Genomic DNA, 12,432 nt, shown 5'->3' with positions numbered 1-12,432 from the left:
AAAGACCAATCGCCGACCGATGTGAATACTGACAGACCGTAGGCGCGTTACACAGCGGCAGATCCTCAAACGTGGTGATGGTTACACAGGGGCGAATCAGAGCTTGTGACTTCTCTCAGTGATCCACTTCACCGGATGGGACACGGATGCCCCGTACCTGCACAATTGCCTCGACGTACGGGCTGAGCAGTGCGCTCATCTCGGCCGGGGCGTCGCGTTCGGGCACGGGCGGATTCGGAATGTAGCTCAGCGCGATCCGCACCAGCGCGTGCGCGAGCACATCGGCCTCGGCATCGGTCGCGTTCACCCAGCTGTGCACGAAAACCTGAGTCAGACGCGTGGTGGCGTGCTCGAGCAGCGGGGCCGCGTCCAGCGTGATCAACCGCAACAGGTCCGGCTTCATCTCCCCGCTCAGCAGCGAGCGGACCAGCGGGTCACCCGCGGCGGAGAGGAAGAAGCCGGTCATCCCGACCCGGATCGAGGCGCGGGCATCGCCCACATTGGCATCGAGCGCCTCGCGCACATGGTCGACGAGGTCGTCGGCCAGGCGCAGCGCGTAGGCCTGCGAGAGCCCCGCGCGCGAACCGAACTCGTTGTAGAGCGTCTGCCTGCTCACCCCGGCCCTGGCCGCGACGTCACCGAGCGTGACCTTGGACCAGTCACGCTCGGTGAGCAGTTCGCGCATCCCGTCCAGGACCGAGTTGCGCAGCAGTTCGCGCGCGGCCTCCTGGTACGGGATGCGCGAACCGGTGCGCGGGGTACCCGCGACGCTCACGAACGTTCGATCTCGACCATGAAGAAGTCGGACTTGCGGGCACCGCAATCCGGGCAGGTCCAGTCGTCGGCGATGTCTTCCCAGAGGGTGCCGGGGGCGATGCCGTCGTCGGGCCAGCCCTGCGCCTCGTCGTACTCGAAACCGCACTGTGCGCACTGGTACAGCTTGTAGTCGGTCACTGCGAAACTCCTACCGCCTCGAAGTCGATCTTTTCCCGCACCCCACAGTCCGGACAGCACCAGTCGTCGGGAACGGCCGTCCACAGTGTGCCAGGCGGAAATCCTTCGCGTGGCGCGCCTTTGGCTTCATCGAAGACGAAATCACACACCGGACATTTGTAGGCGCTCACGACCCGACCTCGGTTCCGTACTTTTCCAGCACCTGTTCCCGGCGCTTGGGTTCGATATTGGCGAGGGTGACGTCCCCGCCGTAGTGTGCGAGCACGCGCTTGTCCATCACCTTGCGCCAGATCGGCGGGAAGTAGCCGAGCAGGATCATGCTGGCGTAGCCACTGGGCAGGTTCGGCGCACCGTCCCAGCTGCGCAGCGTCTGGTAGCGCCGGGTCGGATACGCGTGATGGTCGCTGTGGCGCTGCAGATGGTAGAGGAAGATGTTGGTGACGATGTGGTCGCTGTTCCAGCTGTGCGCGGGCGCGGGTCGTTCGTAGCGTCCGCCGGCAGTCTTCTGCCGGACCAGGCCGTAGTGCTCGAGGTAGTTCACCGACTCGAGCAGGCTGAACCCGATCACGGCCTGCAGGATCAGATACGGCAGCACCTCGATGCCGAATACGGCGATCAATCCGAGCCACAACACCACCGACATCGCCCAGGCGTTGAGCACGTCGTTGCGCGGCGTCCAGGGACTCTTGTCGAGCCGACCCAGACGTTGCTTCTCGAGATGCCAGGCCGAGCGCAGGCTGCCCCAGACCGTGCGCGGCCAGAATGCCCAGAAGGACTCACCGATGCGCGAACTCGCAGGGTCCTCCGGAGTGGCGACCCGCACGTGGTGACCACGGTTGTGCTCGATGTAGAAGTGCCCGTAGAACGACTGGGCCAGCGCGATGCGCGCGAGCCAGCGTTCCAGTTCGACCTTCTTGTGACCGAGTTCGTGCGCGGTGTTGATGCCGATGCCGCCGATCATGCCCACGCTGATCGCGATACCGATCTTGTCGACCACATTGGCGCCGCCAGGGAAGCCCAGCCAGTGCAGGTTCGGCGCGGTGATGATGTAGCAGGCGAAGATGAGCGAGGCGTACTGGAACGGCAGGTACAGGTAGGTGAGGTAGCGGTAGTACTTGTCGTTCTCCAGGTACTCCATCACCTCGTCGGGCGGGTTGTTGCCGTCGGGACCGAAGAACAGGTCCGCCAGCGGGATCACGAGGTAGACCAGCACCGGCCCGAGCCAGAACGGGATCTCGGCGATGCGATGCCAGCCGAGCTGGTTGAGGCCCCAGATCAGGGGGATCGCGATCGTGAACAGGCCGGTCGGGGCGAACAGCCCCCACAGCCACAAATATCGCTTGGAATCTCGCCACTGCGGCGGTGCGACCCGCTGCTCGGACGCGTTGGCATCAGTCGACATCATCGTCTCCAGTCCCGAGGCACATCTCACACGTGTGATGTGCGTAACTCTCTGTCACAGACGATATGTCCGGATGCGTCCGCTGTCTAGACAAATTGGCCAATTTGTAAAGCGGTGACGACTCGATAACGCGGACGGCGACCGTGCCCGAACTGGACACGGTCGCCGTCGTTACAGGTCAGTGACCTTTTCAGGGGCCTTTACATTCGGCCTCTGACCGGAAGTAGCACGTCCGCGCCCGGTGGTAGCCCGTCGACCGGCCACCACCGCAGATCGGTCGATTCGGCACTGCGGACCGGCACCGCACCGGGGGGCGCCACGATCTCGAAGAGCAGGTCCAGATGCCGCGTCGGCACGCCGAGCGAGCAGGTGATCGGGTGCGCCTGCGCGCCGTAGAGACCCGGCGTGAGAATCAGGTCGGGGATGCCGGATTCCTCCACCGCCTCCCGCAGCGCCGCGTCCTGCACGGTCTTGTCATCGGGTTCGCAATGACCACCCAGCTGGATCCAGCGACCGACGCGTGGGTGCAGGGTGAGCAGGATGTCGCGACGGTCGTGCGACAACATGATCGCCGACGCGGTGATGTGGCCGGGCGCGTGTTCGCGCAGACACCCGCGGGGAGCCGAGCCGAGGAAGGCCAGAATCGCTTCGCGCAGTGAGTGATCCGCGCGGGCCTCGGGTTCCCAGTGCGTGAGCAACTCGGTCGCCGACGCGTGCAGCGACTCCGCGCTCACAGTTCCACCAGGCCCGCGCCTGGCGAGCCGACGGTGCGCGCCACCGGCTCCTCCAGGGGATGACCGATCGCGATGGCGCCCAGCGGCATCCAGTCCTCGTCGAGCCCGAGGACCTCGCGAACGACCTCGGGCGCGAAGATGGTCGAGCCGATCCAGCAGCTGCCGAGGCCGTCGGCGGCCAGCGCCACCAGCAGCCCCTGCACCGCCGCGCCGACGGCCACCGTGAACATCGTCTGCTCGGCCGCCTGACGACGAGCGTCGGGATAGTCGTGGGCGCCATCGGGCACGCAGAACGGGATGATCACTTCCGGCGCGTCGAAAAGGATTCGGCCACGCGCGATCCGACGCCGCACGCGTTCGGGGTCGAGCCCGTCGGCGGTGAGGTCCTCGCTCCACTTCTCGGTCATGGCATCGAGCAGCTGGGTCCGCAGCGTCGCCTTGCGCAGCCAGACGAAGCGCACCGGGCGGGTGTGGTGCGGCGCGGGCGCGGTGAGGCCGACCGCCACGGCGGCGCGGATCCGTTCCGGGTCCACCGCCTCGGTGGTGAACGCGCGCACCGAACGACGCAGCGGCACAGCCTCTTTGCGACCCTGCTCGAGCGCTTCGGCGGTGCCGAGCCAGAACAGGTCGTCGATGCCACCGCGCAGCAGTGCCGCCGCGGTCGACCCGTCGTCGTCGGTCCGCAGCCCGCGCACCACCGCCACCGGGACTCCGCCGAGCTTGCCCTTGACCAGATCGGCGGCGGCGGCGAGCTCATCGGCGACGGCCACCTGCGTGACGTGCAGTTCGTTGCCCTGCCCGTCCACCGAGCCGGCGTAATCATGGAGCACCCGCAGCCCGGCCGACCCGATGGCCGCGTCGATCTGCCCGTTGCGCCAGGCCCGGCCCATGGTGTCGGTGATGACCACGGCCACGTCGACGCCGAGCCGCTGGGCGAGCGCGGTGCGCAGCGACTTCGCGCTGCCGTCGGGATCGACAGGCAGCAGCACCAATTCACCCTCGGCCACGTTGGAGCCGTCCACCCCGGAGGCCGCCTGCACGATGCCGAGCCGGTTCTCGGTGATGAGGGTGCGGCCCTTGCGCGCGAGCACCCGCACGGCTTCGTCCTCGACCAGCTTGCGACGAGCGGTGTCGCGCTCCTCGGGGTCGACCGGCGCGACGACGATGCGCCCCTCGACCTTCGACACGATCTTGCTGGTGACCACGATGATGTCGCCGTCGGCGAGCCAGGGCGCCTGTGCCACAAGGTGTTCGGCGATGTCGTCGCCGGGCCGGAACTCCGGCAACCCGGTCACCGGGAGGATCCGCAACTCGTCGGCGGCGTGGTCGGGCAACGCGCCGCCGGTGTCGTTCGTCTGCGAACTCATACCTTCACTCCCGCCAATTCCAATGCGGCGCGCGCCATTTCAGCGGTGGCCTCGGGGTCGGTCATCAACAGCGGAACGCTGCGCACCTCCACGCCGGGAACATCGGCGGAGTCGGTGGAGTGCACCAGCCACCCGTCGAGAATGCCGGTGGCCGAGCGGGCGCCGTAGTGGCGGCCGATCGCCTCCGCGGTGGACTCCACGCCGATCGCGGTCAGACACTCATCGGCCATGCCTCGCAACGGCTTTCCATCGATCACCGGCGAGAGCCCGATCACCTTGGCTTCGCTGGTGCGTAGCGCGCCTCTGATTCCGGGCACGGCGAGGATCGCGCCGATGCTCACGACAGGGTTGGACGGGGCCAGTAACACGGCGTCAGCGGAGCCTATGATTTCGGTCACATTCGGCGCCGGCGAGGCTTGCTCGGCGCCGATCGAGGCAAATCCGTGCGTCGGGAGCGCCGCGCGGTACCGCACCCACCATTCCTGAAAGTGGATCGCGCGACGTTCGCCAGCATTGTCGGGATCGCTGACCACCACGTGGGTTTCGCAGCGATCGTCGGTAGCCGGAATCAGCTTCACCCCCGGCTGCCAGCGATTGCACAGCGCTTCGGTGACCGCGGACAGCGGATATCCGGCACGCAGCATTTCGGTGCGAATGAGGTGGGTGGCGATATCGCGATCGCCCAGGCCGAACCAATCGGGCTGGGCGTTGTATTTCGCCAGCTCCTCTTTCGCGTGCCAGGTTTCGTCGGCGTGGCCCCAGCCACGCTCGGTGTCGATGCCACCGCCGAGGGTGTACATGCAGGTGTCGAGGTCGGGACAGATGCGAAGGCCATGCATCCAGACGTCGTCGCCGACGTTGACGATGGCCGAGATGTCGGCTTCGGGCAGCAGCTGCCGGACGCCTTGGAGGAACCGGGCACCGCCGACACCGCCGACGAGAACGGCGATCTTGGGCTCGCGCACCGCGTGTTGTGCAGTCACAGGGTCACAGCCTAGTGAGTGACGGTTGCCCGTCGCTTCCGCGCCGAATTACAGCGAAGTTGCTGGTCATTTGCCACGGCACATAACAAGATCAACACGAAAGGCGGGTGCGGAGTGTAACGGAAGGGTGACGGCGGGTTGACCACCGGCAAGTGCGGCGTGTCTAATCACAGACATGTCATTCCGGTCACCGCGAGAGGGCATAGCGCGGGGGCGTTTGCGAGAGGGTTCCACGTCGCCGGAAACGGCCACGGCGCGAGGACATAGCGCAGGGGACGTTTGCGAGAAGGTTCCCACTCGCCGGAAGGCAGGCTCGGGGAAGCCCGCGAGACTACGTCGCGGTGTTGGGCCGTCGGAGATCTCATTCGGACCGACGGAAAGAATCATTCTGCGCTAACACATAGTGAGGAGGCGGAACGATGACCGAAGATCTGGTCTCGCCGACCGATTCCACAGCAGGCGCAGCTCACGCTGTCTGCGCTGACATGAGCTGGCAGGAACCGGACGTGGTAAGCGAAGTCGCGGCTCCCCGGCTGAGTCTGGTCGTTACGGGCTTCGACGAAATGTTCGAGTCGATCGAAGAGCAGTGGCAGGAACGTGCCCTCTGCGCTCAGACCGACCCCGAGGCGTTCTTCCCCGAGAAGGGCGGCTCGACGCGTGAGGCCAAGCGAATCTGCTTGGGCTGTGAAGTACGTGACCAGTGCCTGGAATACGCACTGGCACATGATGAACGCTTCGGCATCTGGGGCGGTCTCTCGGAACGAGAGCGTCGCAGGCTGAAGCGCGGAATCGGTTAAGTGACTGTTCGAAAGTAGACTCTCTCCAGGCCTGGCCCGGAGCCACGCAGGCGCAGTACGTCGGTGTCTCCGGGCGAACGCCCTTGTTGATCTTCACGGTGCAGGCGAGAGAGGTGAAAGACCCATGGCACGTTCCCGGCGTCATTCTCCGGCACCCACCGCTCGTTCGGTGACCCGCCGCGGCCGCGGAGTCCGAGGCCCCATGCTTCCGCCGACAGTGCCCGCGTGGCGCACCAGGGGCCAGAAATTCGATCGGCTCGTGCTCGAGGCGTTCGCCCCACTCGACACCCGCTGGCACGATCGCCTCACCAAGCTCGATATCGCCGTCGACGATGTGCCGAAAATCCGTCCACTGCATCCTGATTCGGTCACCTGGCCGGACGAGGTGGTCGCCGACGGACCGGTGCCGCTGTCGCGGCTGATCCCCGCGGGCGTCGACCGGCACGGTGCGGCCACTCGCGCCAGAGTGGTGTTGTTCCGCAAGCCGCTGGAATTGCGGGCCGCCGATCCCGACGATCTGGTCGAGTTGCTGCGCGAGGTCCTCGTCCAGCAGATCGCGACCTACCTCGGTGTAGACCCCGATCTGATCGATCCCGAGCCCGAATAGGCGTACCTCCGCCTTCGCTCCGGCCGTGCACTCGAGACCGACGAACGCTGCGCGGCCGTGCCGATCATGCGTACCTCCGCCTTCGCCCATTAGGGCGTGTCCGTATCCACTTTCGGGCCGCGGAGGGCTAATCTCGACGTCGTGATCCCTATGCGTCGTTGCTGCCGACCCGGCTGCAAGAACCCGGCTGTAGCGACGCTGACTTATGTGTACTCCGACTCGACCGCTGTCGTCGGGCCCTTGGCCACCGTCGCCGAACCGCATTCCTGGGATCTCTGCGAAACGCACGCCTGCCGCATCACCGCGCCCAAGGGCTGGGAACTGGTCCGCCACGAAGGCGGCTTCTCCTCGAGCACCCCGGACGACGACGACCTCACCGCGCTGGCCGAAGCCGTCCGCGAAGCGGGCCTGCGTCGCCGCCCCGCCGCCGAAGCCGACCAGCCGGGCTACCGCGACAACGCCGCCGCGGCCCCCCGCACCGCGCGCACGGGCCGCCGCGGCCACCTACGGGTTCTGCCGGATCCGTAGCTAGTCCGGCCAGGATCCCGAAGAGTCGGCGCAGCCCGCTAGGGTTAGCCCCATGACGACCCTCGCGCGCTCTGGCGAACTCGTGAATGCCGTGATCAAGGCTTATGACGTCCGCGGGGTGGTGGGCGAACAGATCGACGAGGCGTTCGTCGGCGATGTCGGCGCTTCCTTCGCGCGTCTGATGCGCGAAGAAGGCGCCACCCGGGTCGTGATCGGCCACGACATGCGCGAGTCCTCCCCCGCGCTGTCCGAGGCGTTCGCACAGGGCGTGCGGGCCCAGGGCCTCGATGTGGTGCACATCGGTCTGGCCTCCACCGACCAGCTCTACTTCGCCTCGGGCAAGCTCGGTTGTCCCGGCGCCATGTTCACCGCCAGTCACAACCCGGCCGAGTACAACGGCATCAAGCTGTGCCGCGCGAACGCGCTGCCGGTCGGGCAGGACACCGGGCTGGCGACCATCGCGGCCGAGGTGATCGAGGGTGTGCCCGCCTACGACGGCGCGCCCGGCACCGCCACCAGCACCGATCTGCTCGCCGACTACGCGGACTACCTGCGCGAACTGGTGAACCTCGACGAGATCCGCCCGCTCACCATCGCGGTCGACGCCGGCAACGGTATGGGCGGCCACACCGTGCCCGCCGTCCTCGGCACCCTGGGCCCGATCACGATCGTGCCGCTGTACTTCGAACTCGACGGCTCGTTCCCCAACCACGAGGCCAACCCTCTCGACCCGAAGAACCTCGTCGACCTGCAGGCACTGGTGCGCTCCAGCGGCGCCGACATCGGCCTGGCCTTCGACGGCGACGCCGATCGTTGCTTCGTCGTCGACGAGCGCGGCGAGCCCGTGTCGCCGTCGGCGATCACGGCGATCGTGGCGCAGCGTGAGCTGGCCAAGGAGCCGGGCGCGACCGTGATCCACAACCTGATCACCTCGCGCGCGGTGCCCGAGCTGGTCGAGGAGCTGGGCGGCAAGCCGGTGCGCACGCGGGTGGGCCACTCGTTCATCAAGCAGGAGATGGCCTCGACCGGCGCGGTGTTCGGTGGCGAGCACTCCGCGCACTACTACTTCCGCGAATTCTGGGGCGCCGACTCGGGCATGCTGGCCGCGCTCCACGTGCTGGCCGCGCTCGGTGAGGGCGAGCGGACGGTCTCGGACCTGATGGCCGCCTACGACGTGTACGCCGCCTCGGGCGAGATCAACTCGACCGTCGCCGACGCCGCCGACCGCACCGCCGCCGTGCTCGCCGCGTTCGCCGACCGCACCGAGTCGGTGGACCGGATGGACGGCGTCACGGTCGACCTGGGCAACCACGCCTGGTTCAACCTGCGCGCATCGAATACCGAACCGCTGCTTCGACTCAATGTCGAGGCCGGATCGCGCGACGATGTAAACGCACTCGTGACCGAGATCCTGAGCATCGTCCGCGCCTGACTGGGAAGATGAAACCAGTACCCGTGGAATCACATGCCCGGTATTCGGCGACGGCAGATCACGAGCATTGCCGGTGCCCGGCTGGAATAGTGGAGTCACAGACGACACAGCGCGATGAGGGGAGGTGGATTCGGCGATGATCGCTGGAACACCGGTATTCGACCTCGACGATGCCGAGTCACTGGCGGCGGCCGACACCGGCGGCGCCCTGCGCTCGGCGGCCTCCGGCGGCGCCCAGGTGCGGGCCACCGCGGCGGCGGTCGCCGAAACCTCGCTCATCGAACGGCTCTCCGACCTGCGCCCGCGCAGCCTGGTGCTGGTCGCGGGATCGGGTCGCGCCGCGCGCGCGGCCGGACTGCTCGTCGCCACGCTCGGCGATCGGGCCGGGCTGCCGATCGTGCCCGTCACCGCGCTGCCGCCGTGGGTCGGTCCGCTGGACGTGGTCCTGGTGGCCGGCGACGACGCGGGTGACCCGCGGCTGATCGATGCCGTCGACCGTGCGCTGCGCCGCAGTGCCGAGGTGGTGATCGCCGCGCCCAACGAGGGTCCGTTGCGCGCGGTCGCCGCCGGTCGCGCGATCGTGCTCGAACCGCGGGTGCCCGTTCTCGACCAGAATCGGCTGCTGCGTTTCCTCGCCGTCGGCATCGCCGTCCTGCGTGGGGTCGACGCCCAGCGCAGCGGCCCGGCCACGCCCGATCTCACCGCGCTGGCCGACATGCTCGACGCCGAAGCGCTGCGCGACGGCCCGACCAACGAGGTCTTCCACAACCCGGCCAAGACCCTCGCCGCGCGGATGCACGGGGTGGGTGTCGTCCTCGCGGGCGACTCGCCCGCCGCGGTGGAGCTGGCCGGTCACGGCGCCGAAGTGCTGCTGCAATCCGCGGGCCGGTTGGCTTCGGCCGCCGATCTCGCCGACGCCGTCGCCGCGGTCGGGCGCCTGGCCGCTGCCACCGGCGGCACCGCGCCCGGCTTCGATCCGCTGTTCCATGACGAGGAACTCGACGGTCCCGCACCGGTCGACCGGGTCCGGGTGCTGGCCTTGAGCGTGCATCCCGATCAGGCCGCCGCCCGGCGCAAGCTCGCGGTCTTCGAAGGCGCGGGCGCGGGCCTGGTCGACGCCGATCTCGTCCATGCCGATGTCGACGTGCTGCAATCCCAGCTCGCCGACCCCGGCGCCGCACCCGCGATCGAACGCACCGCTGCCGATTCCGCCGCAGGGGGCGGACACGGCAGTGAACTCGAGCAACTGGCTGTGCTCGCGCTGCGGCTCGACATGGCCGCGGCCTATCTTCGACTCACCGGTGCGCGCGGTGCCGCCGCGCCCGAACCGGATCGATACGACGGGGGACGCTACTAGTGCAGGAACTCGTTGGTGCGCTGCGTTCTTACGCATGGGGGTCGCGCACCGCGCTCGCTCAGCTGTGCGGACGGCCGGTGCCATCGGCCCATCCCGAAGCCGAACTGTGGTTCGGCGCGCACCCCGCCGATCCCGCGCACGTGCAGACCGGCTCGGGCACACGTTCACTGCTCGAGGTCCTCATGGCCGACCCGGCGGGTGAATTGGGAGCAGCGGCCGACACTTTCGGCGCCCGGCTGCCGTTCCTGCTGAAGATCCTCGCCGCCGAGGAACCGCTCTCGCTCCAGGCGCACCCGAGTTCGGCGCAGGCGCGTACCGGTTTCGAACGCGAGAACCGCACCGGCGTGGCACTGGATTCGCCGCTGCGCAACTACCGCGACGACAGCCACAAGCCCGAACTCGTTGTCGCACTCGAACGTTTCGAAGCGCTGGCCGGGTTCCGCGATCCGCACCGCACCGTCGACCTGTTGCGCGCGCTGGATGTTCCCGGCCTCAACATCTACGCCGAACTGCTTGCCGCCCAGCCCGATTCGGCCGGTCTGCGCACCCTGTTCACCACCTGGATCACGCTGCCGCCCGCCGTGCTGTCGAAGCTGCTGCCCACGGTGCTCGAGGGCTGTGTGAACTACCTGTCGGCCAAGGGCGCGCGCGAGTTCACCGCCGAGGTGCGCACCGCGCTCGAACTGGCCGAGGTCTACCCCGGCGACGCGGGTGTCCTCGCCGCGCTGCTGCTCAACCGGCTGACCCTGGAACCCGGCCAGGCGCTGTTCCTTGCGGCCGGCAATCTGCACGCGTACCTGCGCGGGGTCGGCGTGGAGATCATGGCCAATTCCGACAACGTGTTGCGTGGTGGGCTCACCCCCAAGCACGTCGACGTGCCAGAACTGCTGCGGGTGCTGGACTTCGAGCCGATCGACCTGCCGGTGATCGAACCCGAACCCAGTAGCGACGGCGGTATCCGATACCGCACGCCCGCACCGGAATTCGCCCTGTGCCGTTTCGACCTCAGCGCCGACGACGAGCCGGTCGTGCTCGCCGACGCGGGCCCCGGCATCGTGCTGTGCACGGCGGGCACGCTCGAACTCTCCGAGAACGGGCACACGCTCATCGTCGAACGTGGCAGCGCGGCTTGGATCTCCGCTACCGACACCGACATCAAGGCGCGCGCGCTGCGCGGCCCCGCCCAGCTGTTCAGCGCCTGCGTCGGCGACAACTGAACCGCCTTCGCCGCGGCCGTGCCGCACGGGACTGATGACCGGTTCGCCGCTGTGTCCGATTAGGCTGTGGCGAGTCGTGTTCAGTGAACAGAAGGGCGGGCCGGCATGTCGGCTGGTGGTGGCAAGAAGGCGATCGTCGCGGCGTTGACGGCCAACGCGGGGATCGCGGTGGCGAAGTTCGTCGGCGCGTTCATCACGGGTTCGGCCTCGATGATGGCGGAGGGCGTGCACTCGGTCGCCGACACCGCGAATCAGGGCCTGCTGCTGTTCGGCCAGCGTGCCGCCGCCAAGGATGCCGACGAACTGCACCAGTTCGGGTACGGCCGCAATCGCTACTTCTACTCGTTCGTCGTGGCGCTGGTGCTGTTCACCCTCGGCTCGGTGTACGCGATCTACGAAGGCATCCACAAGATCCAGCACCCCGAGGAGCTGAGTCAGCCGATCGTCGCGATCGTCATCCTGGTGATCGCGATCGGCCTCGAGACCTTCAGCTTCCTCACCGCGGTGCGCGAATCCAAGCCACTCAAGGGCAACGCGAGCTGGTGGCGGTTCATCCGCAACTCGCGCAGCCCCGAACTGCCGGTAGTGCTGCTCGAGGACACCGGCGCGCTGATCGGTCTGGTGCTCGCCCTCGGTGGCGTCGGGCTCACCATGGCCACCGACGACCCGATCTTCGACGGCATCGGCACCCTGTCGATCGGTGTCCTGCTCGGCATCATCGCGATCGTGCTGATCGTGGAGATGAAGAGCCTGCTCATCGGTGAGGGCGCCACCCCCGAACAGGGTCGGGCGATCCGCGAGAACCTGGTCGACGGCACCAGGATCACCTCGCTGATCCACCTCAAGACCGAGTACCTCGGCCCGGACGAGATGCTGGTCGCCGCGAAGGTCGCCCTCGCCCCGAACCTGGACATCGCCGATGTCGCCGAAGCGATCGACGCCGCCGAGACGCGCGTGCGCGCAGCAGTCCCCACCGCCCGCCTCATCTACCTGGAACCCGACCTGTACAGGGTTAAATAGCGGCTGGAGCCGCGGTTCTCGGCGCTTGACTCCG

At 67.8% G+C, this 12,432-nt stretch carries 14 protein-coding genes; 7 read left to right on the top strand and 7 right to left on the bottom strand.

The genetic code is table 11. The annotated features are described in order from the left end of the window. Positions 1–115: 115 nt before the first annotated feature. From ACFVVI_RS28505 to cofD, 7 genes are all read right to left on the bottom strand, one after another. On the bottom strand, positions 116–775 hold the full coding sequence (locus ACFVVI_RS28505) for a TetR family transcriptional regulator (protein WP_378993523.1): 660 nt from the start codon (positions 773–775) through the stop codon (positions 116–118). Beyond that, on the bottom strand, positions 772–954 hold the full coding sequence (locus tag ACFVVI_RS28500; RefSeq protein WP_378632574.1) for a rubredoxin: 183 nt from the start codon (positions 952–954) through the stop codon (positions 772–774). The genes ACFVVI_RS28505 and ACFVVI_RS28500 overlap by 4 nt, the downstream gene beginning before the upstream one ends. Next, positions 951–1,124 (bottom strand): rubredoxin, encoded by a 174-nt coding sequence (locus ACFVVI_RS28495; protein WP_082844102.1) that lies wholly within the window; start codon positions 1,122–1,124, stop codon positions 951–953. The genes ACFVVI_RS28500 and ACFVVI_RS28495 overlap by 4 nt, the downstream gene beginning before the upstream one ends. Then, positions 1,121–2,359: an alkane 1-monooxygenase gene (locus ACFVVI_RS28490; protein WP_387447547.1), complete on the bottom strand. Its 1,239-nt coding sequence runs from the start codon at positions 2,357–2,359 to the stop codon at positions 1,121–1,123. Before ACFVVI_RS28490 ends, ACFVVI_RS28495 begins: the two co-directional genes overlap by 4 nt. Positions 2,360–2,556: 197 nt before the next feature. After that, a complete protein-coding gene (locus tag ACFVVI_RS28485) occupies positions 2,557–3,090 on the bottom strand; it encodes an NUDIX hydrolase (RefSeq protein WP_387447546.1) in 534 nt (177 codons plus the stop codon). Beyond that, positions 3,087–4,457 carry a coenzyme F420-0:L-glutamate ligase gene (locus ACFVVI_RS28480; RefSeq protein ID WP_387447545.1) on the bottom strand — a complete coding sequence of 457 codons (1,371 nt, stop codon included), beginning with the start codon at positions 4,455–4,457 and terminating at the stop codon, positions 3,087–3,089. The genes ACFVVI_RS28485 and ACFVVI_RS28480 overlap by 4 nt, the downstream gene beginning before the upstream one ends. Then, positions 4,454–5,440, bottom strand: coding sequence for a 2-phospho-L-lactate transferase (gene cofD / locus ACFVVI_RS28475; protein WP_378993519.1), 987 nt, complete (start codon positions 5,438–5,440; stop codon positions 4,454–4,456). Before cofD ends, ACFVVI_RS28480 begins: the two co-directional genes overlap by 4 nt. Positions 5,441–6,003: 563 nt before the next feature. Between cofD and ACFVVI_RS28470 the strand changes: the two genes are divergently transcribed. The 7 genes from ACFVVI_RS28470 (at position 6,004) to ACFVVI_RS28440 (ending at position 12,398) form a co-directional block, all read left to right on the top strand. Beyond that, positions 6,004–6,237, top strand: coding sequence for a WhiB family transcriptional regulator (locus ACFVVI_RS28470; RefSeq protein ID WP_133733920.1), 234 nt, complete (start codon positions 6,004–6,006; stop codon positions 6,235–6,237). Positions 6,238–6,361: 124 nt separating this feature from the next. Continuing rightward, a complete protein-coding gene (locus ACFVVI_RS28465; protein WP_194826429.1) occupies positions 6,362–6,844 on the top strand; it encodes a metallopeptidase family protein in 483 nt (160 codons plus the stop codon). A gap of 150 nt (positions 6,845–6,994) precedes the next feature. Further along, complete coding sequence (locus ACFVVI_RS28460) at positions 6,995–7,372, top strand: DUF3499 domain-containing protein (protein ID WP_378652435.1); 378 nt, start codon at positions 6,995–6,997, stop codon at positions 7,370–7,372. A gap of 52 nt (positions 7,373–7,424) precedes the next feature. Continuing rightward, positions 7,425–8,804 (top strand): phosphomannomutase/phosphoglucomutase, encoded by a 1,380-nt coding sequence (locus ACFVVI_RS28455; protein WP_378993518.1) that lies wholly within the window; start codon positions 7,425–7,427, stop codon positions 8,802–8,804. Positions 8,805–8,940: 136 nt separating this feature from the next. Continuing rightward, the gene (locus tag ACFVVI_RS28450) at positions 8,941–10,161 is read left to right on the top strand and encodes a tobH protein (protein WP_378993517.1); all 1,221 of its coding nucleotides are present in this window, start codon (positions 8,941–8,943) and stop codon (positions 10,159–10,161) included. Beyond that, positions 10,161–11,378 carry a mannose-6-phosphate isomerase, class I gene (gene manA / locus ACFVVI_RS28445; protein WP_378993516.1) on the top strand — a complete coding sequence of 406 codons (1,218 nt, stop codon included), beginning with the start codon at positions 10,161–10,163 and terminating at the stop codon, positions 11,376–11,378. The genes ACFVVI_RS28450 and manA overlap by 1 nt, the downstream gene beginning before the upstream one ends. A gap of 105 nt (positions 11,379–11,483) precedes the next feature. Next, positions 11,484–12,398, top strand: a complete 915-nt coding sequence (locus ACFVVI_RS28440) for a cation diffusion facilitator family transporter (RefSeq protein ID WP_378993515.1) — start codon at positions 11,484–11,486, stop codon at positions 12,396–12,398. The last annotated feature ends 34 nt before the right edge of the window (positions 12,399–12,432 follow it).

This window comes from Nocardia sp. NPDC058114 (assembly GCF_042884695.1).
Taxonomy (GTDB): domain Bacteria; phylum Actinomycetota; class Actinomycetes; order Mycobacteriales; family Mycobacteriaceae; genus Nocardia.
Note: the sequence above shows the minus strand (reverse complement) of the source record. Positions and strands in the feature narration are given on the sequence as shown.